This window comes from Aeromicrobium sp. SORGH_AS_0981, assembly GCF_031453195.1.
Lineage (GTDB): Bacteria > Actinomycetota > Actinomycetes > Propionibacteriales > Nocardioidaceae > Aeromicrobium.
Genome location: NZ_JAVIZD010000001.1, coordinates 1,557,747 through 1,580,580, shown reverse-complemented (window position 1 = coordinate 1,580,580; position 22,834 = coordinate 1,557,747). Strand labels below are relative to the sequence as shown.

24 protein-coding genes are annotated in these 22,834 nt (G+C 72.6%); 8 read left to right on the top strand and 16 right to left on the bottom strand.

Annotation, left to right across the window (positions count from 1 at the left end; genetic code table 11):
• Position 1: 1 nt before the first annotated feature.
• Genes QE370_RS08075 through QE370_RS08050 form a run of 6 tightly spaced genes read right to left on the bottom strand, consistent with a single transcriptional unit; the run spans position 2 to position 5,356 of the window.
• On the bottom strand, positions 2-781 hold the full coding sequence (locus QE370_RS08075; RefSeq protein ID WP_309634051.1) for an SDR family NAD(P)-dependent oxidoreductase: 780 nt from the start codon (positions 779-781) through the stop codon (positions 2-4).
• Positions 781-1,044 carry an acyl carrier protein gene (locus QE370_RS08070; protein ID WP_309634050.1) on the bottom strand — a complete coding sequence of 88 codons (264 nt, stop codon included), beginning with the start codon at positions 1,042-1,044 and terminating at the stop codon, positions 781-783. The genes QE370_RS08075 and QE370_RS08070 overlap by 1 nt, the downstream gene beginning before the upstream one ends.
• Before the next feature lie 2 nt (positions 1,045-1,046).
• Positions 1,047-2,264, bottom strand: coding sequence for a beta-ketoacyl synthase N-terminal-like domain-containing protein (locus QE370_RS08065; protein WP_309634049.1), 1,218 nt, complete (start codon positions 2,262-2,264; stop codon positions 1,047-1,049).
• Entirely contained in the window at positions 2,261-3,529 is a 1,269-nt protein-coding gene (locus tag QE370_RS08060; protein ID WP_253022448.1) for a beta-ketoacyl synthase, read from the bottom strand. Before QE370_RS08060 ends, QE370_RS08065 begins: the two co-directional genes overlap by 4 nt.
• Positions 3,526-3,852: a TcmI family type II polyketide cyclase gene (locus tag QE370_RS08055; protein WP_309634048.1), complete on the bottom strand. Its 327-nt coding sequence runs from the start codon at positions 3,850-3,852 to the stop codon at positions 3,526-3,528. The genes QE370_RS08060 and QE370_RS08055 overlap by 4 nt, the downstream gene beginning before the upstream one ends.
• Position 3,853: 1 nt before the next feature.
• Positions 3,854-5,356 carry an FAD-dependent monooxygenase gene (locus QE370_RS08050; protein ID WP_309634047.1) on the bottom strand — a complete coding sequence of 501 codons (1,503 nt, stop codon included), beginning with the start codon at positions 5,354-5,356 and terminating at the stop codon, positions 3,854-3,856.
• A 213-nt stretch (positions 5,357-5,569) separates the two neighbouring features.
• Here QE370_RS08050 and QE370_RS08045 point away from each other — a divergent pair, with 213 nt between their 5' ends.
• A complete protein-coding gene (locus QE370_RS08045) occupies positions 5,570-6,202 on the top strand; it encodes an NAD(P)H-binding protein (protein WP_309634046.1) in 633 nt (210 codons plus the stop codon).
• Positions 6,203-6,232: 30 nt separating this feature from the next.
• On the opposite strand, the gene QE370_RS08040 is transcribed toward QE370_RS08045, so the two are convergent.
• The 4 genes from QE370_RS08040 to QE370_RS08025 all read right to left on the bottom strand — a co-directional run bounded on the left by QE370_RS08040 (position 6,233) and on the right by QE370_RS08025 (position 10,414).
• Entirely contained in the window at positions 6,233-7,216 is a 984-nt protein-coding gene (locus tag QE370_RS08040; protein WP_253022452.1) for a methyltransferase, read from the bottom strand.
• 23 nt (positions 7,217-7,239) lie between these two features.
• Complete coding sequence (locus QE370_RS08035) at positions 7,240-8,736, bottom strand: MFS transporter (protein ID WP_309634045.1); 1,497 nt, start codon at positions 8,734-8,736, stop codon at positions 7,240-7,242.
• 146 nt (positions 8,737-8,882) lie between these two features.
• Positions 8,883-9,569 (bottom strand): 4'-phosphopantetheinyl transferase superfamily protein, encoded by a 687-nt coding sequence (locus QE370_RS08030; RefSeq protein WP_309634044.1) that lies wholly within the window; start codon positions 9,567-9,569, stop codon positions 8,883-8,885.
• Positions 9,570-9,625: 56 nt separating this feature from the next.
• On the bottom strand, positions 9,626-10,414 hold the full coding sequence (locus QE370_RS08025) for an SGNH/GDSL hydrolase family protein (protein WP_309634043.1): 789 nt from the start codon (positions 10,412-10,414) through the stop codon (positions 9,626-9,628).
• A 60-nt stretch (positions 10,415-10,474) separates the two neighbouring features.
• Between QE370_RS08025 and QE370_RS08020 the strand changes: the two genes are divergently transcribed.
• Positions 10,475-11,248, top strand: a complete 774-nt coding sequence (locus tag QE370_RS08020) for an SDR family oxidoreductase (protein ID WP_309634042.1) — start codon at positions 10,475-10,477, stop codon at positions 11,246-11,248.
• Positions 11,249-11,260: 12 nt separating this feature from the next.
• Here QE370_RS08020 and QE370_RS08015 read toward each other — a convergent pair whose 3' ends face one another.
• Positions 11,261-12,151 (bottom strand): sterol desaturase family protein, encoded by an 891-nt coding sequence (locus QE370_RS08015; protein ID WP_309634041.1) that lies wholly within the window; start codon positions 12,149-12,151, stop codon positions 11,261-11,263.
• Positions 12,152-12,230: 79 nt separating this feature from the next.
• On the opposite strand from QE370_RS08015, the gene QE370_RS08010 reads away from it, so the two are divergent.
• Together QE370_RS08010 and QE370_RS08005 are read left to right on the top strand one after the other, a co-directional pair.
• A complete protein-coding gene (locus tag QE370_RS08010; RefSeq protein WP_309634040.1) occupies positions 12,231-12,857 on the top strand; it encodes a TetR/AcrR family transcriptional regulator in 627 nt (208 codons plus the stop codon).
• A complete protein-coding gene (locus QE370_RS08005) occupies positions 12,854-13,672 on the top strand; it encodes an SDR family NAD(P)-dependent oxidoreductase (protein ID WP_309634039.1) in 819 nt (272 codons plus the stop codon). The genes QE370_RS08010 and QE370_RS08005 overlap by 4 nt, the downstream gene beginning before the upstream one ends.
• A 9-nt stretch (positions 13,673-13,681) precedes the next feature.
• On the opposite strand, the gene QE370_RS08000 is transcribed toward QE370_RS08005, so the two are convergent.
• Positions 13,682-13,954 (bottom strand): hypothetical protein, encoded by a 273-nt coding sequence (locus tag QE370_RS08000; RefSeq protein ID WP_309634038.1) that lies wholly within the window; start codon positions 13,952-13,954, stop codon positions 13,682-13,684.
• Between the two features lie 146 nt (positions 13,955-14,100).
• Here QE370_RS08000 and QE370_RS07995 point away from each other — a divergent pair, with 146 nt between their 5' ends.
• Positions 14,101-15,177, top strand: coding sequence for a Glu/Leu/Phe/Val dehydrogenase dimerization domain-containing protein (locus QE370_RS07995; RefSeq protein ID WP_309634037.1), 1,077 nt, complete (start codon positions 14,101-14,103; stop codon positions 15,175-15,177).
• 13 nt (positions 15,178-15,190) lie between these two features.
• Here the strand turns inward: QE370_RS07995 and QE370_RS07990 are convergent, their stop codons facing one another.
• On the bottom strand, positions 15,191-15,676 hold the full coding sequence (locus QE370_RS07990; RefSeq protein ID WP_309634036.1) for a MarR family transcriptional regulator: 486 nt from the start codon (positions 15,674-15,676) through the stop codon (positions 15,191-15,193).
• A 23-nt stretch (positions 15,677-15,699) separates the two neighbouring features.
• Here QE370_RS07990 and QE370_RS07985 point away from each other — a divergent pair, with 23 nt between their 5' ends.
• The gene (locus QE370_RS07985; RefSeq protein ID WP_309634035.1) at positions 15,700-17,775 is read left to right on the top strand and encodes an MMPL family transporter; all 2,076 of its coding nucleotides are present in this window, start codon (positions 15,700-15,702) and stop codon (positions 17,773-17,775) included.
• 184 nt (positions 17,776-17,959) lie between these two features.
• Here the strand turns inward: QE370_RS07985 and QE370_RS07980 are convergent, their stop codons facing one another.
• The 3 genes from QE370_RS07980 to purF form a co-directional block, all read right to left on the bottom strand.
• A complete protein-coding gene (locus QE370_RS07980; RefSeq protein WP_083516201.1) occupies positions 17,960-18,136 on the bottom strand; it encodes a DUF3073 family protein in 177 nt (58 codons plus the stop codon).
• 90 nt (positions 18,137-18,226) lie between these two features.
• Complete coding sequence (gene purM / locus QE370_RS07975) at positions 18,227-19,300, bottom strand: phosphoribosylformylglycinamidine cyclo-ligase (protein WP_309634034.1); 1,074 nt, start codon at positions 19,298-19,300, stop codon at positions 18,227-18,229.
• Positions 19,297-20,790: an amidophosphoribosyltransferase gene (gene purF, locus QE370_RS07970; protein WP_309634033.1), complete on the bottom strand. Its 1,494-nt coding sequence runs from the start codon at positions 20,788-20,790 to the stop codon at positions 19,297-19,299. The genes purM and purF overlap by 4 nt, the downstream gene beginning before the upstream one ends.
• Positions 20,791-21,597: 807 nt before the next feature.
• Between purF and QE370_RS07965 the strand changes: the two genes are divergently transcribed.
• Together QE370_RS07965 and QE370_RS07960 are read left to right on the top strand one after the other, a co-directional pair.
• Entirely contained in the window at positions 21,598-22,281 is a 684-nt protein-coding gene (locus QE370_RS07965) for a ZIP family metal transporter (RefSeq protein WP_067854282.1), read from the top strand.
• A gap of 51 nt (positions 22,282-22,332) precedes the next feature.
• Positions 22,333-22,785: an SRPBCC family protein gene (locus QE370_RS07960; protein ID WP_309634032.1), complete on the top strand. Its 453-nt coding sequence runs from the start codon at positions 22,333-22,335 to the stop codon at positions 22,783-22,785.
• The last annotated feature ends 49 nt before the right edge of the window (positions 22,786-22,834 follow it).

Sequence of the window (22,834 nt, the reverse complement as noted above, 5' to 3'; positions counted from 1 at the left end):
CCTAGAAGTTTCCGAGCCCGCCGCAGACGTTGAGCGCCTGCGCCGTGACCGAGCCCGCGGTGGGCGAGGCGAGGTAGGCGACCATCCCGGCCACCTCCTCGGGGGTGGAGTAGCGACCCAGCGGGATCTTGGCCTCGAACTGCGTCATGACCTCGTCGGTGCTGGTGTGCCATGCGGCGGCGTAGCCCTGCCGGACCCGTTCGGCCATCGGCGTCTCCACGTAGCCGGGACACACGGCGTTGACGGTGATGCCACGGGGGGCCAGCTCCTTGCCGAGCGCCTTGGTGAAGCCGACGACGCCATGCTTCGAGGCCGAGTAGGGCGCGGCGAGCAGGACTCCCTGCTTCCCGGCGGTCGAGGCGATGCTGATGATCCGACCGCTGCCGTCCGGCACGGCACCCAGACGCAGCGCGGCCCGAGTCACGTAGAAGACGCTGTGCAGGTTGCCGGCCATGACCGCGTGCCAGAGCTCGTCGCTCAGCTCCGCGGTGACGCCACCGCCGTTCAACCCGGCGTTGTTGACGACGACCCCGACGTGCCCGAAGGCGCTCACGGCGGTATGGACGAAGGACTCCACCTGGTCGGGGTCGGTGACGTCGGCGACGACGCCCTCGACTGCTCCGGGCAGACCCTTGAGGTCGACGACGGTCCTGGACACCGCATCGGGGTCGCGGCCGCACAGGAGCACGTCGTGCCCGAGCTCGGCGAGGGTCCGCGCCGTGGCCAGCCCGATGCCGCTCGTGCCCCCGGTGACGATGGCCGGCTCCTTGGCGGCGGACATCAGGCGACCGCCGCTTCGGCGAGCGCCAGGTTCACCGCGTCGGCGAGGTCCTGCGGCGTCTCGATGTCGGCGAGCTGCTCGTCGTCGATCTCGACACCGTTCTCGCGACCGAGCCGCAGCCCGGTCTCGAGCACTGCGAGGGAGTCGTAGCCGAGCTCCTCGAAGGTCAGGGTGGCGATCCCGCGCTCGAGGTCGACTCCGGCATCGACGCCGGCTCCTTCGACCAGGGCGCGCTTGACGTCGTCCAGGGTGATGACGGGCATGGTCAGGCTCCTTCGGGATGGTGATGAGGTGAGGTGAGGACGACCGCGGACACGAAGCCCCCGCGACCTCGGGCGACGACGAGGACCGAGTCGAGCGACCCGGCCCTCGGCTCGGCGACCAGGTCGATGCCGTGTGCCGGGTCGACCTGGCTGTGGACGGTGGGGGGCGTCAGGCCGTCGCGCAGCGCCAGGGCGGCCACCGCCACGTCGAGCGCGGCGCCGCCGGCCTGGAGGCGACCGACGGCTGCCTTGGGCACCGTGACCGGCACGCGTCGGGGTCCGAAGACGCTGCGCAGGACGGCGGCCTCGTCGGCGTCGGCTGCCACCGTCCCCGCTCCGTCGGCCAGCACGAGGTCGATCCGGTCGGGCCGCACGTCGGCGTCGGCCAGCGCTGCCTCGACGACGCGACGCAGCACGGTCGTCGGGTCCTGGGAGCTGCGCACGAATCCCGACGCGTGGCCCACGAGCAGGGCGTAGGCGCGTCCGGTCGCGTCGGCGGCGCGTTCGAGCACCAGGTGCGCCCCGCCCTCTCCCACGACCGCACCCGACGCACGGGGGTCGAAGGGCAGGTAGGCGGTCTCCGGGTCCGATGCCGACGTCGTCCCGCCCCCGGCGACGTGCGCCACCCAGCCCCACGGGCACAGCGTCCCGTCGACGGCGCCGCTGACCATGGCGGCGTTGCCGTGGTGGAGGTGGGCCGCCGAGCTCGCCAGCGCGTCGAGAGCGCCCGCGGCGTCGGCGACGACGACACCCGAGTGCCCCTTGAAGCCGTGCCTGATCGAGATCTGGCCGGTGTTGACGGCGTAGAACCACGCGTACGACTGGTAGGCACTCACGTACTTCGGTCCCCGGCTCCAGAGGTTCTGCAGCTCACGCTGACCGAACTCGTACCCCCCGGCGGTGGATGCCGTGAAGACCCCGCAGCGCCCTGGATCGTGCCGCTCGGCGATGCCGGAGTCGGCCACGGCCTCCGCCGCGGCCACGAGCGACATCTGCGTCATCCAGTCGGTCGAGCTCATCAGCCGTCCACCGAGGGCCGGCGCGGGATCGAGGTCGCGGACCTCGCCCGCGAGGGTCGAGGCGTAGCTCGATGCGTCGAAGCGCTCCACCGCGGCGATGCCGTGCACACCCTTCTGCTGGGCGATCCAGTGCGCCTCGCGGTCGTTGCCGATCGGGGAGACGATGCCGATCCCGGTGATCGCGGCAGGTTCGCGGATCATCGGGCCACCTCCAGGGTCCGCAGCACCATGGCGCTCTGGAACCCGCCGAAGCCGCTGCCCGTGGTGAGCACGGTGCGCGCGGCCACGGCCCGGCTGGTGTTCGGGACGTAGTCGAGCGGGAGGTCCGGGTCCGGGGTCGTGAGGTTCGCGGTCGGCGGCACCACGCCGTCACGCAGCACGAGCAGACAGGCGGCGATCTCGATCGAGCCGATCGCTCCCAGGGAGTGCCCCACCATCGACTTGATCGAGCTGATGGGAACCTCGCGCGCCCGTTCGCCGAGACTGCGCAGCAGGGCGGCCGTCTCGTGCAGGTCGTTCTGCTTGGTCCCCGAGCCGTGGGCGTTGACGTAGTCGATCTCCGGTGCGGTCACCTGTGCCTGGTCCAGGGCCGCCGTCACCGCCTCCGCCAGCTCCGCGCCGTCGGCGCGCAGGCCCGTCATGTGGTGGGCGTTGCAGCGGCTGCCGTACCCGACCACCTCGGCGTAGACCGTGGCGCCGCGGTCCAGCGCGTGCGTCAGCTCCTCCAGCACGAAGACTGCGGCCCCCTCCCCCAGCACGAAGCCGCCCCGCGTCGCGTCGAACGGGCGCGAGGCCCGCTCCGGCGTCTCGTTGTCGGTCGACGTCGCGCGGATGCTGTCGAAGCAGGCCACCGTGATCTCCGAGATCGGGGCCTCGGTGGCGCCGCTCACCACGGCGTCGAGGACGCCTGAACGGATGAGGTCGGCGGCCTGGCCGACCGCGTCGATCCCTGAGGTGCAGCCGGTGGAGATCACGCTCACGGGGCCGTCGGCGCCGACGAGCTCGGCCACCTCCGCGGCGATCGAGCTCGGCACGAAGTAGTCGTAGAGCTCCGGTGGGGCGTCGGCCACCACGTTCCACAGCTCTCCCTCGTGACTCATGTCGCGGTACACCCGCTCGAGCGACGTCGTGGCCCCGACCGCGGAGCCCAGGCACACGCCCAGCCGCTCCGCGGCGTAGTGCGACGCCGGAGCCGCGTCGTCCCAGGCCTCGCGGGCCGCGACCATGGCGAACACGGTCGCCCGGTCGAGCACGGCGCCGTCAGGTCGGGTGGCGACGACGTCGGCCGGCAGGTCGACCTCGGCCGCCACCTGGCTGCGAAAGCCCTCGGGCGGGCAGTTGCTGAGCCGACGTGTCGCGGTCCGACCCTCCTGGAGCTGGGTCCAGAACGGCTCCCGACCGACACCGCCCGGGGCCACGACCCCGACCCCGGTGACGACCACGCGGCGCTGCTGGCGCGCGCTCATCGGCCCTGCTCCCACGTGTAGAAGCGACGGGCCATCGCGTCCTTCGGCGACGCCCAGTCCGGCTTGTAGGGCTCGATGAACGGGCGGAGGTCGGCGCTCACCTGCACGAAGCGCGGGTCGTTCTTCGCCGCCTCGATCGCGGTGTCCGTCTCCTCGGCCTCGAAGTCCTGCAGGTGGAAGTAGAGCCCCTCGAACTCGAAGAGCTGACGTCGTCGGGTGCCCATGCGCTCGGGCATGTCGGTGCGGTCGAACCGGGCGAACAGCTCGGCCACCTCCTGCTGGTGCCCCGGCTCCATGCGGGCCACGATGAGATTGCTGTGCATGTCAGACCTCCACGGCTTGGGGATGGGCGGTGCGGACGAGCCCGCACCAGGCGTTGGCGGCCCGGCGGAGCTCCGCGAGATCCTGGGGTTCCGCCCAGACGACGTGACCGTCGGGACGGACCAGGACTGCTCGAGGCAGATGGCGACTCGGTGCGGCGTGCACCGCCACCACGTCGAGGGGCTCCACGGCGGCCACGACGTCGTCGAGGTCGACGGGCGCGGTCCCGTCGCCGACGACGAGCAGCGCCGCGCGGGCCCGCGTCAGGGGCTCTGTCGCGCGGGCACGGTCCTCGTCGGCGATCGCACCGAGGTCCAGGCGGGTCCCGACCAGGTCGGGCGCGTCCGACGGACCGCACGCGTACCGGATGTCGAGTCCGCTGACCGACCGGCCGAGCCTCCTCGCGGCGTCGGGCAGCCGGATCAGGTCGCGCAGGACGCTGCGCAGCGGGTCGACCTCCGGGCCGCGCAGGAACAGCTGGCCCTGGGCCGCCGTGTTCTCCAGCAGGGCGACGCCGACCGGTCGCCGCTCGTCCTCGTAGCTCTGCAGCAGCTCGGGACCGGCTCGACCCTGGACGACGGCAGCGAGCTTGAAGCCGAGGTTCACGGCGTCCTGGATGCCGACGTTCATCCCCTGCCCGCCCGCTGGCAGGTGGGTGTGGGCGCTGTCGCCCAGCAGGACGACCCGGCCGTGCAGGTATCGGTCGGCGAGAGCTCCCGCGTCGGTGAACGAGCTCGCCCAGACCGAGCGTCCCCCGGCGAGACTGCGACCGGTGACCCGCTCGTAGGCGTCGCTGACGTGCTGCATCGTGACCGGTACTCCTTGCGGGAGGAGCCCAGCACCGTACTCGCACACGATGAGGCGCTCGGTCCCGTCGCCCAGGGGCGCGGACATGACCATGCCGCGAGGCTTCTTGACCCCGAACGGCTCGTTCGGCAGGCCGCACCCGCGCACGTCGGCGAGGAGCATCTGGACGCTCGGCTCGGTGATCGTCTGCGCCGCCCCGACGAGGCCCCGGATCCGGCTCGAGCCGCCGTCGCTGGCCACGACGTACCGGGCGGCCAGCTCGATCTCCTCGCCGCTGTCCGACACCAGCCGGGTGGTCACGAGCTCGTCGGACTGCTCGAGCCCGACGAGCTCCCACCCGCGACGGACCGAGACCCCGAGCTCGGTGGCGCGGGCGGCGAGCACGGCCTCGGTCCTGGACTGCGGGTACTGGTTGGCGGGGCGGTGCAGGCTGCCCAGGTGCTCGGCGGAGATCGGGAGGCCGGCGAAGTGGACGGCGTCCTGCTGGACCAGGCCGTCGAAGCGGTCGAGGATCCCGCGCATCGCCAGGATCTCGATCGTGCCGACGGTGAACCCCAGGGCGCGGGACTGCCCGGTGGGTGCGGTCAACCGGTCCACGACGATCGGTTCCACGCCCGCCAGGGCCAGCTCGCAGGCGAGCATGAGTCCACAGGGCCCGGCGCCGACGATCAGGACGTCGGTCGTGTGAGTCGAGGACATGAAGGGCACCTTCCGATGGCTGGGCGGTGGTGGGGGTACTCCCTCAGCCTGGTCGCGCCGGCGCCGCCGTGACGACGCCGTCGCGCGGTACGTCCGCAGTACGTCACGGGGCGGCCGCAAGGGTCGCGGTAGATGCGCGGTACAGGTCCCTCGGCGCGCTCGGCGGGCCCTAGGGTCTCGCTCGCAGACCCGCGACGACGGACGGAGAACGTGATGACGATCTGCCTGCTCGGTGGCAGTGGGAGGACGGGCCGCCTCGTCGTCCAGGAGGCGCAGGAGAGGGGTCTGTCCCTCCTCGTGGTCGTCCGTGGGGACGCCGCCCAGCGTGGGCGCACCCCGGGCGTGACGTCCGTCGTGGCGCCGCACCTGGCCGCGCCCGAGGTGGTGGAGGCCGTGCGCGCCTCCACCGTGGTGCTGTCGGCCCTGGGGCCTCGCCGCACGACCCGCCCGCACGAGCTGGCCCGACCGGTCGGCGTGCTCGCCGACGCTGCGGCCGGGGTCGGCGCTCGTGTCGTCCTGACGAGCGCCGCGCCCGTCGGCGCTCCCCACCTCGGTGAGAACCAGGCCTACCGACGGGTGGGGCACCCCCTGGTGCAACGAGTGTTCGCCCGTGCGTACGCGGAGCTCCTGCGGATGGAGCAGGCCGTCTCGGACTCCGGTGTCGAGCACGTGGTGCTGCGCCCACCGCGGCTGCTCGACGGCGGTGGTCGCGCCTACCGTGCCGACCCGACGGGCGCGGTGCTCGGCGGCCGGTCGCTCGACCGGGTCGCCCTGGCCGTCGCCCTGCTCGACGCCGTCGAGCAGCCGGACTGGACGGGGCGCACCGTCGGCCTCGCCCGGGCGTGAGCGCGCAGCGCCCCTGCTGTGGCGTCTGGGTCAGCGCGGCTTGGTCGCGCTCACGAGGACGTCACCGGTCGGGTCGACCTCCTGCCAGGCGAGGTCGACGAATCCTGCCTCCTCGAGCCAGCCGAGGCACTGCTCGACCGAGTACTCCGCTCCGCCGGCGGTCCAGACCCGCATGCCGAGACTCGAGAGTGGTCTTCTGCGCGTACCGCTGCCGGTGGTCATCTGGTCGTACACGTACACGGTCCCGCCCGGGGTGAGTGCCACCCGGACCGCGTCGAGGATCTGCCGCGACGCCTCCGCGTCCCAGTTGTGCAGCACGTGCCCGACGACCATCGCGTCGGCGGGGGGCAGGGGGTCCACGAACACGTCCCCCGACACGAACCCCACGTCCGTCGCACCGTCGGCACGGCGTTGGAAGTGGGGCTCGACCGCGGGGAGGTCGAAGACGACGGCGTCGACGTGCGGGTGGCGCCTCGTGATGCCCCACAGCACGTCCCCGGTGGCACCGCCCACGTCGACCACGCGCTCGTAGCGGTTCCAGTCGACCTCCCGCACCAGGTGCTCGACGAGCTGCCCGGTCGCCGACTCCATGCCGCCGAGGAACGCGGCCGCGAGGTCCTCGCTCCGGTAGAGGCTGTCGTAGGGGCTCTCGACCTCCGCCGTGCGCGGCGTCCCGTGCCGCAGCACGGCTGCGAGGTCGCGCCAGCTCGGGTTGAAGCTTCGATGGCAGAAGGCGACGTAGTCGCCGAGGTACTCCGGCGAGGACGAGTCCACGAGGAGCCTCCGCGCCTGGTCACCACACGTCAACCCGGCCTCCGTGGCCACCAGGAGACCGAGGTCGACGAGCACGCTCACCACGTCCTCCAGCGTGGGCTGGTCCAGGTCCAGGGTCGCCGCGAGCTGCTCGACCGAGGCGACACCGCCCTCCCGCCGAGCCACGGCCTTGAAGAGGCCGACGTCGACCGCTGCCGCGAGCACCTCGAACTTCCAGGCGCCGGCGATGATCGAGCGCACGTCAGCGCTCCTCGCCCCCGCACTCACGCCGTCGGGCCCTGGGCCTCGACCGCGGCGTCGCGGCGCACGGTCAGCGCGACCACGACCGCCGCGAGCACGTAGATCGCCGCGACGGCGAGGAACGCCGTGGTGAATCCCTCCGAGAGGGCTGCGCGGGCGGAGGCGAGCAACGACGCGTCGCCCGTGGACTCGGCCCGCAGCAGCTCCTGGGCCGCGGACGGCAGCTGCCCGGTGCTGACCTGGGTGGCCAGGACCACGAGCGTCGCGAGACCGATGGCCCCACCCACCTGCTGCGCGGTGTTCATGACCGCGGCCGCAGCACCCGAGTCGGGGCCGTCGACGCGGGACATGGCCGAGATCGTGAGCGGGACGAAGGTCGATCCCAGGCCGAGTGCCGTCACGACCATGGGCGCCACGATCGCCGTCGCGTAGCCGGAGTCGACGTCGAGGAAGCTCAGCCAGAGCATGCCGAGCGCGGTGAGGACCAGGCCGCCGCCGGCGATGGCGGCTGGCGCGAGCCTTGGCAGGAGCCGCGGCGCCAGCACCCCGGAGCCGATGAAGATGGCCGTCGCCCAGGGCAGGTAGGCCAGCGCCGACTCGATCGCGGAGTACCCCAGCACCTGCTGCATGTAGAGCGTGAAGAAGTAGTAGGTCGCGAACATCCCGGTACCGAGCAGCAGCATCGCGACGTTGGCGCCTGCGCGGGTCCGGTCGCGCAGGATCGCGAGCGGGAGCAGCGGGTGGGCGACGCGGTCCTGCGCGACCACGAAGATGCCGATGAAGACCGCAGCCGCTGCGTAGAGCGCGATCGACGCCGGGTCGCCCCAGCCGTGCTCGCCGCTGCGGGTGATCGCGTAGACGAGCGAGGTGACACCGAGTGTGCCGAGGACCGCGCTCGGGATGTTGAGCTCGGAGCGGTGGCGCTCCCCCGACCGCAGGTAGCGGGCGCCGAGGAACAGAGCGACGGCGATCGGGATGTTCACGAGGAGCACCCAGCGCCAGCTCGCGTAGGACGTGAGCACGCCACCGAACAGCAGACCCGCGGTGGACCCGAGCCCGGCCATCGCGCCGTACAGACCCATCGCCCGACCTCGCGCCTGCCCCTCGAACGACGTGGCGATGAGCGCGAGAGCGGCGGGGGCCACGATGGCTGCACCCATCCCCTGCAGGACACGGGCACCGATGAGGACCTCCTGCGACCAGGCCAGACCACCGAGCAGCGAGGCTCCGGCGAAGAGCACCAGGCCGACCCGGAAGATGGCGACACGTCCGAGCACGTCACCGAGCCGGCCACCCAGCAGCAGGAAGCCGCCGAAGGCGAGCGCGTACGCGTTCACGACCCACGCGAGCAGCACGCCGCTCATGTCGAACGCCTGCTGGATGCTCGAGAGCGCGATGTTCATGATCGTTCCGTCGAGCACGACCATGAACTGGGCGCCGGCGATCACGGCCAGGGCCAGCCCGGGCCTCTTGACCCCCGGACTGTCGGTGGCGGTGGTGACGGTCTTCTCGGTGGTCATGAAAGTCCCCTGTCGTCGGCGGTGGCGTCGCGATCCCGCAGAAGTGTACAAGCGGTGCTTTCTCAGGATAGCGAAAAGTAGCCAGGTGTACACCCCCTGCCGCGCTCGGCGTCCCGGGGCCGCCCGACCCATGGCCCGACCGGGGGTCAGGACCAGGCGGCGCAGACCAGCAGACCGCGCGCCTGCACCCAGCGGCCGGCGACCTCCGCTCGGACGACGGACGCGCTCGATCCGTCCGTGACCGTCGCGACGAAGCCGTCGCCGTCGTCCAGGCGCACCTCGGCGCCGCGGAAGCCGGGCGAGGTGCCGTGCACGGGGAACCAGGTCTTGAAGACCGCCTCCTTGATGCAGAACAGCAGCCGGTCCCAGGCGACCTCGGGGCGCGCAGCCGACCGCTCGGCCAGCCAGAAGCGCTCCCGGGCGCTGGCGATCCGCGCCAGCACGGTGGGTGGGAGCGGGGCGGCCGGCTCCGCGTCGATCCCCAGGGCGCGCCACTGCGACGCCTCCCCCAGCGCGGCGGCGACGTAGCCGTCGCAGTGCGTCACCGACCCCACGACGCCGACGGGCCACGTGGGCGCCCCTCGCTCGCCGGGGAGGATCGGCACAGGCGCTCGCCCGAGGTCGACGAGGGCCTCGCGGGCGAGTCGCCGGCCGGCGGCGAACTGGCGTCGCCGACGCGGCACGGCGGCAGCGACGACTGCGGCCTCGTCGGGGCTCAGGCCCGAGTCATCGCCCTGCAGGCGCAGGTCCGCCACGAGCTCGCGCGCCACCACCCCGGCGGGCACCAGCCCGGCGAGCAGCCCTCCGTCACCGCCGCCAGCTCGCGTCACCATCGCCCCAGGCTAGGGCCGTCGCCCCGCTGGGGAACGTCACCGCCCGAGGCTCGGCGTCACTCCGGCGACGACGTCCCGAAACGCGCGGGCCGCGGGTAGCGCGGGGAGAGCGTGTCGCCCGACGAGGTGCCGGTGAGCCGGCGCTTGATCCAGGGCGCTGCGTGGGTGCGGGCCCAGGCCAGGTTCTCGGCACGCAGCTCACGCGGGGTGCGGACGACGGCCTCGCCGAGCGCGAGCGGCTCGAGGTCGTGCGCGACGCCGAGCACGTCGAGCACCGCGATCGCCATGCGCTGGTGACCCGCCGACGACATGTGCAGGCGGTCGACGTCCCACATCCGCGGCTCGCGGTACTCACGCATGCGCCAGAAGTCGACCAGACGCGTGCCGTGCCGTTCGGCCACCTCGCGGACGAGCTCGTTGTAGATCGCGAACCGGCCACGCCCGGCCGCGAAGATGGGGAACCCGGCCGGGTCGAACGCGGTGAACAGCACGACCGTCGCACCGGTGCCGACGAGCCGGCCGACCGCGTCGTCGTAGCGCGCCACGAGCGCGTCGACGTCGACCCTCGGCCGCATGATGTCGTTGCCGCCGGCGTAGAGCGTGACGAGGTCCGGCCGCGCCGCGAGCGCCGGCTCGAGCTGCTCGTCGAGCACCGCACCGAGCTTGCGACCGCGGATCGCCAGGTTCGCGTAGGCGAACGACGAGCCGACCTCCTCGGCCCGCGCGGCGAGCACCTCGGCGACCCGGTCGGCCCAGCCCCGCACCCCGTTCGGCAGCGTCGGGTCGTGGTCGCCGACGCCCTCCGTGAACGAGTCCCCGAGTGCGACGTAGGTGCGGTAGGTCATCGCTCCAGGCTAGGAGCCCGCTCCCGGCGGACCGCGGCCTGGTCCCCGTAGGCTGGCGACATGGACCTCGGACTGGCAGGCAGGACGTACGTCGTCACCGGAGGCTCCCGCGGCCTCGGCCGCGCGAGCGCGGAGGTGCTGGTCGCGGAGGGCGCGAACGTCGTGCTGTCGTCGCGCTCGCAGAAGTCCGTCGACGCTGCCGTCGCGGAGCTCGGCGACCTCGGACCCGGTGGGGTCGCGGGCCTCGCGGCCGACAACGCCGACACCGCCACCCCCGCCGCGCTCGTCGCGCTCGCCCACGAGCGGTTCGGTGCCGTGCACGGAGCCCTCGTCAGCGTCGGCGGCCCGCCCCCGGGCACCGTCCTCGGCCGCAGCGACGAGGAGTGGCGCGGTGCGTTCGAGAGCGTCTTCCTCGGCGGCCTGCGGGTCGCCACGACGGTGGCCGAGGCGATCGAGCCCGGCCAGGGCGGATCGATCGCGCTCGTGCTGTCGACGTCGGCCAAGGCACCCGTCACGGGGCTCGGGATCTCCAACGGCCTGCGACCCGGTCTCGCCATGGCCGCCAAGGACCTCGCCGACGAGCTCGGACCCCGCGACGTGCGGGTCAACGCGCTGCTCCCGGGACGGGTCGACACCGAGCGCGTGCGCGAGCTCGACGCCCTGTCGGGCGACCCCGACGGCTCACGCGAGCGCGCCGCCGCCGGCATCCCGCTGCGGCGCTACGGCCGACCCGAGGAGTTCGGACGCGCGGCCGCGTTCCTGCTCTCCCCCGCCGCCGGCTACCTCACCGGCGTCATGCTCCCCGTCGACGGCGGGATCTCGCGCACTCTCTGACCAGCACCGGCGTCACCGGCGCGGCAGCACCGTGTCGGCCGGCGCGGTCCGGTCGGCGGGCGTCCACCCCGGCGGGCCGAACAGGTAGCCGAGCTTGTCGCGCAGCCGCGGGCTCGAGCGGACGTCGCGGACGATCTCGACGTAGTCGCCGTACTGCAGGCGGAGCAGGTTGTAGGTGTCGACCTGCTTCGTCAGCCCGTACCGGGGACGCTGCAGCTCCGGCGCGAACGACCCGAACAGGCGGTCCCAGACGATGAGGATGCCGCCGTAGTTCTTGTCGAGGTACTCGGGGTCGCTGCCGTGGTGCACGCGGTGGTGCGACGGCGTGTTCATGACGTACTCGACCGGTCGGGGCAGCCTCCCGACCAGCTCGGTGTGGACGAAGAACTGGTAGACGAGGTTGAACCCGAAGGCGACGTAGAGCGTCCAGGGCGCGAAGCCGAGCAGCGGGAGCGGCAGCCAGAAGAAGAACTCGAACCACGGGTTCCACTTCTGGCGCAACGCGGTGCCGAAGTTCATGAACTCGCTCGAGTGATGGGCCTGGTGCCCCGCCCACGCGATGCGCACCCGGTGGCTGAACCGATGGTGCCAGTAGTAGCCGAGGTCGACGCCGAGGACGACGAGCACCCAGTACCACCAGGTGTCCGCCGGGAGGTGGAAGGGCGCCACGTAGGCGTACACGGCGACGAAGCCGAAGAACGTCACCACCTTGAACGCCGTCAGGAACACCAGCGACAGCACCCCCATCGAGATCGAGGTGCGGGCGTCCTTCAGGGCGTAGCCGCTGGTGCTGTCGTCGTGGTCGAGCCAGCGCAGGGCCGCCAGCTCCACGAGGATCGCGAGCACGAAGAACGGGGCGGCGTAGGTGACCGGGTTCTTGAGCGGGTCGAGCAGGTCGTGCACAGCGCCTCCAGGTATATGACTTGCGGGTAAGTTACCACCGGTTCATACCCGCGCGCCAGACCCGGATAGAGTCCGGGCCATGGCCGCTCGACCCAACGCCGGCACCAAGGGGGTCCCCCGCGCCGACCGCGAGCGCCAGATCCTCGCCGTCGCCTCGGTCGCCTTCGGCACCCACGGCTTCGTCGGCACGAACGTCGCCGACGTCGCCCGCGCCGCAGGCATCTCCAAGCCGCTCGTCTACGCCTACTTCGGGTCGAAGGAGGGGCTGTACGCCGCCTGCCTCGACCGCGCCGGCGCGCTGCTCGGCGACGAGATCGAGCGCGTGGCGCGTGGCGACGTCGTCGGCCTCGAGCGCGGCGTGCGGACGCTCGAGGGCATGTTCGGCGTGCTCGAGGACCAGCGGCACGTCTGGCGCCTGCTGCACGACCGCAGCGCACCGTCCACGGCCGAGGTGGCCACCGTCGTCGCGGCGCACACCGACCGCATCCACGCCCTCGCCCACGAGGGGGTCAGCGAGCTGCTCGCCCTGGCCGGCGTGCGCGACGCCCTCGACGTCTCCGCCATGACCGCCACCTGGCTCGGCATCGTCGACTCGCTCATGGACTGGTGGGTCGCCCACCCCGAGCAGAGCGCGGCCGACATGGTCGAGCGGGTCACGCGTCTCGTCGCCGCCCTGTTCACCGACGCCGCCGGGGCGACGCGATGACGACCCGACCGGGCGTCGCGGTGCTCACCGGCTCCTCCAGCGGCATCGGCGCCGAGGCGGCCGTGCAGCTGGGACGTCGCGGCTGGACGGTCTGCCTGCTCGCCCGCCGCGCCGACGAGCTCGCCGCCGTCGCCCAGCGGGTCCGCGAGGCCGGCGGCACGGCGCACGTGCACCCGGTGGACCTCACCGACGACGCCGACGTCCGGTCCGTCGTCGACGTGCTGCTCGCCGAGCACCCGCGCATCGACGTGCTCGTCAACAACGCCGCCCGCTCCATCCGGCGCCCGATCCGCGAGTCCGTCGACCGGCTGCACGACTACGAGCGGACGATGGCGGTCAACTACCTGGGCGCCGTGCGGCTGACGCTCGCGCTGCTGCCCCGCCTGCTCGAGCAGGAGCGGGTCGACGGCTCCCGCGGTCACGTCGTGTTCTCCTCGACGATGTCGACGCAGCTGCCGATCCCGCTCTTCTCGGCGTACCTCGGCAGCAAGGCCGCGCTCGAGTCGTTCGCCCGGTCGCTGCTCGCTGAGCACGGACACGACGGCGTCACGACGACGGTGGTGCACTTCCCGATGGTGCGCACGCCGATGTCCGGCGCGACCGCGATCTACGCGGCGATGCCGATGATGAGCCCGGAGAGGGCGGGCGGCTGGCTCGTCCGCGCGGCGCTCGACCGACCCACCCGGGTCACCAGCCTCGGCGGCGCCGTGTCGCAGGCCGGCATGTCGGTGCTCCCCGGCGTGCTCACCAAGGTGGTCACGCCCGGCATCCGCCGCATGGACCGTCGACTCGCGCGACGCTCGCGCGAGGCCTGAGCCGCGCGGTCAGCGATCGTCGGAGCGTCGGGCGCCCGGCCCGACCACACCGGCCTGCTCGAGGGCGCGCAGCACCAGCCCGGCGCCGACCACAGCGGCACCGAGCGCGACGAGCACGGTCGAGGCGACCGTCACGCACGAGAGCACGAGCGAGGCGCCGCGACCTCCCGAGAAGCCGTCGGGGACGAGGAGCTGCAGCACCAGGGGGATCGTCGCGCCCGTGACCAGCAGCACCACCCCTCCGACGAGGATCGAGCGGGCCTCGACGTACGGGGGCGTCATCGCGTCTCCTGACCGGTTCCGGACCGCCCAGGAACCTGCGCGCAGCCTAGCGGCGGGAGTAGCATCCTCGGCAGACCTCACCACCCCCGAGGTCGACCGTCCGCGCGCCGGCCACCCGTACCGACGCCCTCTGCAAGGAGCCACCCATGCCCGATCCCGTCTTCAGCCACCCGCACGAACAGGTCGTGTTCTGCCACGACGAGGCGTCCGGACTGCGCGCCATCATCGGCCTGTACTCCACCGCCCTCGGCCCCGGCCTCGGCGGCACGCGGTTCCACCCGTACGCGAGCGAGGCCGACGCCCTCGCCGACGTGCTGGCCCTCAGCCAGGGCATGGCGTACAAGAACGCCCTCGCCGGCCTGGACCTCGGCGGCGGCAAGGCCGTGATCATCGGCGACCCGCGCACCCAGAAGACCGAGGCCCTCCTGCGCGCCTACGGGCGCATGGTCGAGTCGCTGAACGGTCGCTACTTCACCGCGTGCGACGTCGGCACCTTCAGCCCCGACATGGACGTCATCGCGCGCGAGACGTCGTACGTGACCGGTCGCACCGTCGAGCACGGAGGCGCCGGCGACTCGTCGGTCCTGACCGCGTTCGGGGTCTACCAGGGCATGCGCGCCAGCGCCCAGCACGTGTGGGGCGACGCGTCGCTCGCCGGGCGCACGGTCGGCGTCGCGGGCGTGGGCAAGGTCGGCAGGCACCTCGTCGAGCACCTCGTGGAGGAGGACGCCCAGGTCGTCGTCACCGACGTCGACACCGAGGCGCTGGGGCGCCTGACCGCCCGATTCCCGCAGGTGCGGGTCGTCGGGTCCACCGACGAGCTCGTGCGCGAGCAGCTCGACGTCTACGCCCCCTGTGCGCTCGGCCGCGCGCTGGGCGACGACGTCGTCGACGTGCTGAGCGCCAAGGTCGTGTGCGGCGGCGCGAACAACCAGCTCGCCCACGAGGGCACCGCGAAGCTGCTCACCGAGCGCGGCATCACCTACGCCCCCGACTACTGCGTCAACGCCGGTGGCGTCATCCAGGTGGCCGACGAGCTCGACCCGCAGGGCTTCAGCTTCGAGCGGGCCCAGGCGCGCGCCACCGGCATCTTCGACACGACGCTCGCGGTGCTGGAGCGGGCGGCTACGGAGAGCACCACCACGGCCGAGGCGGCGGACCGCCAGGCCGAGCAGCGCATGCGCGACGTCGGCCGACTCGGGCAGATCCACCTGCCCCGCTGACTCGTGCCGTCGCTCAGGGGTCCTGGGCACGCGGCTCCTGGGCGTCGATGACGTCGATCATCACGTCCAGGAACCGCCGCACGACGTCGAGCTGCTCGTCGTCGAACTCGTCCATGGCCGCGTCCATCGCCGCGGCCATGGGTCCGAACATCGAGCGGGCCGCCTCGCCCGCCGCACGGGTCATGGCCAGGCTCACCCGCCGACGGTCGACCTCGTCGTGGGAGCGCTCGACGTGCCCGGAGCGCTCGAGTCGGTCGAGCAGCGTGGTGGTGGCCGACGGGCTGAGCGCGAGCGCGCGGGCCAGCACGCCGGGGGTCAGCGGGGAGCGCCCCTCCTCGTGCGCGCGGGCCAGGACCGAGAGCGCCGTGAGGTCGGAACGGTGCAGGCCGTGGGCCGCGCCGGCGCGCTCCGCGTAGCGCGTGGACCGCTCGGAGAGGTCGCGCAGCCGGCGCACGACGTCGGCGCGATCGCCGTCGAGGGGGCCGTGTTGCGCGCTCATGCGGCACATCCTACCCTTCCACCGTGGAAACTTTCGATCATCAAACTTTCTCCCTCGCTCGACTCGTGGGCGGAGGGCGTTCCGTCGCCGTCCTGGTGCTCGGCCTGGTGCTCGCCGGCACCGTCCTCATTCTGGCTCCTGGGGCCACGGAGAGCACCGAGGCGTCTGCCAACCTGCCCGCGGACGCCGAGTCAGCGCTCGCGCAAGACCGGCTGGCCACGCTGCCCGGTGGCGACGACGCACCCGCCGTCGTGGTGGTCTCGCGCGACGACGGCCAGGCCCTCGACGCCGAGCAGCTGGGCGCGCTCGGCCGGCTTGGCTCCACCCTCGGCAGCGCCCTCGAGGCCGAGGTGTCCGGCCCGGTGCCGTCCGTGGACGGCACCGTCGCCCTCCTCACCATCCCCCTGCCCGGCGACGTCGGCAACGAGGCCAACGCGGAGCGCATCGAGACCTTGCGCGCCGACGTCACGGACGCGCTGCCCAGCGGGCTGACCGCCGAGGTGACCGGCGCGCCCGCCATCCAGGCCGACCTCGGTGCCGTCTTCGAGGGCGCCGACGTCCGGCTCCTGCTCGTCACCGCCGCCGTCGTGGCCCTGCTGCTCGTCGTCACCTACCGTAGCCCGCTGCTCTGGCTCGTCCCCCTCGCCGTCGTCGGGCTCGGTGACCGCGTGGCCGCGAAGGTCGTGGAGGCGATCTCCCACTGGGCCCAGCTGCCGATCGACGGCTCCACCACCGGCATCACGTCCGTCCTCGTGTTCGGGGCCGGCACCAACTACGCGCTGCTGCTCATCGCCCGCTACCGCGAGGAGCTGCGCCGCCACGAGGACCGTCGCGAGGCGATGCGCCAGGCCGTCGGTGCCGCAGGCCCGGCCATCCTCTCCAGCTCCGGCACCGTCGTGCTCGGCCTCCTCGCCCTGCTGCTCGCCGACGCCCCCTTCGTCAACCGGATCGGGCTCGCCGGGGCAGCCGGGATCGTCGTCGCCGTCCTGTTCGCCCTCGTGGTGCTCCCGGCGGCCATGTCGATCCCCGGACGGTGGCTCTTCTGGCCGTTCGTGCCTCGCGTCGGCGACTCCGACCCCACCGAGCGCGGCCTGTGGCGCCGCGTCGGTCTTCGCGTCACCCGCCGCCCCGCGCTCGTGACCGTGGGCGGCCTGGTGGTGCTCGCGCTCATGGCCCTCGGGACGCTCGGCCTGCGCACCGGGCTGGGTCAGGACGAGCAGTTCCTCGACACGCCGGAGTCGATCACCGCCCAGCAGACGCTCGCGTCGGCGTTCCCTGCGGGCGCCTCCTCCCCGACCACCGTCGTCACGAGCCCGCGGCTCGCCGAGCAGGTCGCGCGTGCAGCCGCGGACGTCCCGGACGTGCAGTCCGCCGACGTCGGTCGCCCGAGTGCGACCGTGGCGCCGGTGAGCGTCGTGCTGTCCGACCCGCCGGGCAGCGACGCCGCCCTCGGCACGGTCGAGCGGCTCCGCGCCGCCGTGCAGGAGGTCGACCCCGACGCCCTGGTCGGGGGTCAGGACGCGCAGGCCCTCGACGAGGCGACGACGGCGCAACGCGACCGGACGGTGGTCGTGCCCGTGGTCCTCGTCGTCGTGCTCGGCATGCTGCTGCTCCTGCTGCGCTCCGTCGTGGCTGCCGTGCTGCTGGTCGCGACGACGGTGCTGTCGTACGTGTCGGCGCTCGGCGTGGGCTGGCTCGTGTTCGACCACGTCCTCGGCTGGTCGGCGATGGACGTGAGCACCCCGCTGCTGGCGTTCATCTTCCTGGTGGCGCTCGGGGTGGACTACAACATCTTCCTCACCGCGCGGGCACGGGAGGAGATGCGAGCGAGCGGCGACGCCACCTCGTCGGTCGTGACGGCCCTCGGGGTGACGGGCGGCGTGATCACGAGTGCCGGCATCCTGCTCGCCGCCGTCTTCGCGGTGCTCGGTGTGCTCCCGCTGGTGCTGCTCGCGCAGCTGGGAGTCGTCGTCGGCTTCGGCGTGCTCCTCGACACCGTCCTCGTGCGCGGAGTCGTCACGCCCGCTCTCGTGGCCTGGTGCGGACGACGTTTCTGGTGGCCGAGCGCGGTCGCCCGAGCCCCTCGGCGGGCACGCTGACAGCGTGGCGGTCCCACGCACGTGCGAGCCGGTCCGGACCGACGTCCGGACCGGCTCGTCACGTCATCGACCGCCCGCGGACGGACGTCAGGACGTCCGACGGCGCACGGTCACGTCGACCACGCCCGCACAGGTGCGGACGCACGCGAACAGCCGCCCTGACGGACGACCGGGGGGACAGGCCTCAGCTGGCCGCTTCGTCCCCGTACTTCCTCGCGAGATCGGCGTACTGGTCCGGGATCGGGTCACCCGAGTCCTGGTGGAGTTCCTGTTGCAGATCGTCGAAGTCCGGATCGAAGGTCCGGTACTTCAGGTCGCGTGCGACCTTGGTCTGCTTTGCCTTTGCACGGCCGCGCCCCATGGGTCCGACCCCCTCGCAGAGAAATCGTCAGTATGTCGTGGTGCCTACCCTACCGAACAATCTCGAACGCGCTGGCAGCGGGGCCACGAGTCACGCGTGTCGGTTCTCCAGCGTGACCGTCCCGCCGGGGCCGTGCACGCCGGCCTCGGCCACCTCTCCCGCGACCCACGCCTCGACGCCGTGCTCGCCCAGCAGCCGCACGGCCGCGTCGGCGTCGTCGGGATCGACGAGGGCGACCATGCCGACGCCGATGTTCAGCGCCTCCTCCAGGTCGTGCTGGGAGACCTCGCCGAGGTCGGACACGAGGTCGAAGATCGCGGGGCGCGTCCAGGTGCCGCGGTCGACCCGCACGGACACGGTGTCGGGGACGACCCGCTCGAGGTTGGCCGCGAGTCCGCCGCCGGTGACGTGCGACATCGCGTGCGTCCGGGTGCGACGGACGAGGTCGAGGCAGGGCAGCGTGTACAGGCGGGTGGGCGTCAGGAGCGCCTCGCCGAGGGTCGCGCCGAGCTCGGGCACGTGACGGTCGAGCGACCACTGCGCCTGCCCGAAGAACACGTGCCGTGCGAGGGAGTAGCCGTTGGAGTGCAGACCCGAGGAGGCCATGGCCACGACGACGTCGCCGGGACGGACCAGCTCGGCGCCGATCAGCGCGTCGGCCTCGACGACGCCGGTCGTGGAGCCGGCCACGTCGTACTCGTCGGGGTGCAGCAGCCCGGGGTGCTCGGCGGTCTCGCCGCCCAGCAGCGCGGTCCCGGCCTCCGCGCACGCCTGCGCGATGCCCTTGACGACCGCCGCGATGCGCTCGGGGACGACCTTCCCGCACGCGATGTAGTCGGTCATGAACAGCGGCTCGGCACCGCAGACGACGAGGTCGTCGACGAGCATGCCGACGAGGTCGTACCCGATGGTGTCGTGCACGTCCATGCGCTGGGCGATCTGCACCTTCGTGCCCACGCCGTCGGCCGACGTCGCCAGCAGGGGACGGCGGTAGTCCTTCAGCGCGCTGGCGTCGAACAGGCCCGCGAACCCGCCGATGCCACCGACGACCTCGGGACGGCGGGCCTTCTCGACCCACTCCTTCATGAGCTCGACGGCGCGGTCGCCGGCCTCGATGGACACGCCGGAGGCGGCGTAGGCGCTCGGCTGCTGCGTGCTGGTCACTGGGTCACCTTCAGAGGCTTCGCGTCGGTCTCGAGCAGGTGCTTGCCGATCAGGTCGTCCTCGGGCAGCGGGACCGGGTAGATGCCGTCGAAGCAGGCGCGGCAGAGCTTCTCCTTGGGCACGTTCGTGGCCTCGACGAGCTGGTCGAGCTCGACGTAGGCGAGGGAGTCGGCGTCGATCGAGCGGCAGATCTCCTCCACGCTGATGCCGTTGGCGATGAGCTCGGCGCGCGAGGCGAAGTCGATGCCGTAGAAGCACGGCCACTTGACCGGCGGGCTCGAGATGCGCACGTGCACCTCCGCGGCACCCGACTCGCGCAGCATCCGCACGAGCGCGCGCTGCGTGTTGCCGCGCACGATCGAGTCGTCGACGACCACGAGGCGCTTGCCGGCGATGACGTCGCGCAGCGGGTTGAGCTTGAGCCGGATGCCGAGCTGCCGGATGGTCTGGGAGGGCTGGATGAACGTGCGCCCCACGTAGGAGTTCTTGACCAGGCCGTGCCCGAACGGGATCCCGCTCTCCTCGGCGTAGCCGATGGCGGCCGGCGTGCCCGACTCCGGCACGGGGATGACGAGGTCGGCGTCGACCGGGTGCTCGCGCGCCAGACGTCGGCCGATCTCCGCCCGCACCGTGAAGACGCGCTGGTCGGAGATGGTGGTGTCGGGGCGGGCGAGGTAGACGTACTCGAAGATGCAGCCCTTCGGCTCGGCCGGCGAGAACCGCTCGGTGCGCAGCCCGTTCTCGTCGATGGCGATGAACTCGCCCGGCTCGATCTCGCGGATGAAGGAGGCGCCGACGATGTCGAGCGCGGCGGTCTCGCTGGCGACGACCCACCCACGCTCCAGGCGGCCGAGCACGAGCGGGCGGATGCCCTGCGGGTCGCGCGCGGCGTAGAGGGTGTGCTCGTCCATGAACACGAGCGAGAAGGCGCCCCGCAGCTTCGGCAGCACCTCGATCGCGGCCTCCTCCACCGACCGGTCGGGGTAGGCGGCCAGCAGGCTCGCCATGACCGACGTGTCGGTGGTGGCGGTCTCGCCCTTGCCGCGCCGGCCGGGACCGTTCTCGGCCGTCCGCTCCTGCAGCATCGTGACGAGGTCGGCGGTGTTGGTCAGGTTGCCGTTGTGCGCGAGGGCGACGGATCCCTGCGCCGTGGGCCGGAACGTCGGCTGGGCGTTCTGCCACACGCTCGCACCCGTGGTGCTGTAGCGGGAGTGCCCGATCGCGACCGAGCCCACCAGCGACTCCAGCGTCGACTCGTCGAAGACCTGGGAGACCAGGCCCATGTCCTTGTAGACGAGGATCTGCTTGCCGTTGCTCACCGCGATGCCCGCCGACTCCTGGCCCCGGTGCTGCAGGGCGTAGAGACCGAAGTAGCTGAGCTTCGCGACCTCCTCACCGGGAGCCCACACCCCGAACACGCCACAGGCGTCCTGGGGTCCGACGTCCTGAGGATCGATGTCGTGCGTCAGCCGACCGTCTCCGCGTGCCACTGCACCAGTGTAGGGGCCCGCCAGCGCCCCCGGGACCGCCCTGGGCGTGACGTGGGCGGCGGGGGCTGGTGGTGCGCTGGGGGCGGGGCCGTGATCCTGCTCGCGCGAAGCCTGCGGTCGGTCTCGTCCCGCTGCCGCGCTGCCTCCGCCTTCGCTCGGTCTGGTCTCCGAAAGGGCCTCGACCGGGCGGCTGGCGGGCGCGCTGGTCCGGGGTCTCGGGCTGTGGGTTGGTGCTGGGGGACGCACGATGCTGCGTTCATGCGCTGGAGGCCAAGGCTTCTGCGTTGGCGACGGGATCCCGTCGTGAACGCAGAAGCGTTCGACCTCGCACGCGTGAATGAAGAATCGTGGCTGCCCTTTGCGTTGGGGTGACGCGAGATTCTCCCTTCTCGTGGACCGTTCCACGCGAAGGGAGAATCCCTACCGCGCCCCGCCCGCCATCGGTGGATCTGCAACCGCACAAGGGCTCCTGCGGTTGCAGATCCACCGATAGGCCGCGCCAACGTAGAGCGGTGGCCCCAGAACGCAGAAAAGAAGAATCGTGCGTCACCCGAGAGCCCAGACCAGACCCCGAGACCCGAGACCACCCCCAGGCCCGCTGCCGGTCGAGGCCCTCTCGGAGACCAGACCCAGCGCAGGCCGAGGCAGCGCACCAGCAAGGTCACGACGACCGCAGGCAACGCAGCAGCAGGGCGAGACCCCCGGCGGCAGCGCACCAGCAACACCACGACCCCGCACCACCCAGCCCAAGCCAACCCACGCACCCGCCAGGAGGCGCCCCCGCCCCCACCGGCCTAGCGTGGAGGGATGCTCACCGCTGCTCTCTACGGTGCCGCGACGGCCGTGCCGCTCGTGGGGGGCGCGGCCGTGGGTCTGCGGTGGCGGATCCCGAAGCCGGTGCTCGCGGCGCTGATGGCGTTCGGGGCGGGCACGATGATCGCGGCGGCGTCGGAGGAGCTGTTCGGGCCGGCGTTCACGGAGGTGGGGGCCGGTCTCGCGGGTCTCGGTCTCATCGGGGGCGCGGCGGCGTACGTCGTGCTCAGCCACCTGCTCGACACCCGGCTCGGGACGTCGGCGGTCGGGCTCGGTCTGCTCCTGGGCGCGTTCCTCGACGGGGTGCCGGAGAACACCGCGCTCGGGGTGTCGCTGCAGGAGGGCGGACTCGCACTGCTGGTCGCGATCGCCGTCGGCAACACCCCCGAGGCGATCGCCAGCGCCGCCTCCCTGCGCGAGGACCCCGCTCTCGGTCCGCGTCGCGGGCTGCTGCTGTGGGCCGGCGTCGGCGTCCTGCTGACCCTCGTCACGGTCGCCGCACACGCCGGCAGCGACGTCGTCTCCCCCGCGGCGATCGCCGTCGCCCAGGCGGTCGCCGGCGGTGCGACCCTGGCCGTCCTCGCCGACACGCTGCTGCCGGAGGCCTACCGCGACGGCGGCTGGTGGATCGGGCTGTCCACCGCGCTCGGGTTCTGGCTGGCGTTCGTGCTCGGCTGACTTGCCGCGCCTCGTCGTGCGGCGACCGGACACCTCGGCGACGATGGACGCATGACGTCCGACCAGGTCACCGCCGAGCGGCTGATCGCCGCGCCCTCCGACCGGATCTTCGCGATCCTCGCCGACGCGGGACGGCACCAGCTGATCGACGGGTCGGGCACCGTGCAGGGCACGAAGTCCCGGAGCGAGCCGCTCTCGATGGGCTCGACGTTCGGCATGTCGATGAAGATGGGCCTGCCCTACACGACCAAGAACGAGGTCGTGGAGTTCGAGCCGAACCGCCGCATCGCCTGGCGCACCACCGGCCTGTTCGGGATCATCGGCGGACGCACCTGGCGCTACGAGCTCGTCGACCAGGGCGCCAGCACCATCGTCCGCGAGACGTGGGACATCAGCCGCGACCGGCAGCGGATCTTCCTGCGTCGCGGGAACCTGCCGCGCACCACCAAGCGCAACATGGAGCGGACGCTCGAACGCCTCGCCGAGGCCGTCGAGCAGGCCTGAGCCGCGCTCGACCCTCTTCCCCGGTGACCGGGGGCCCTCTAGGCTGGCG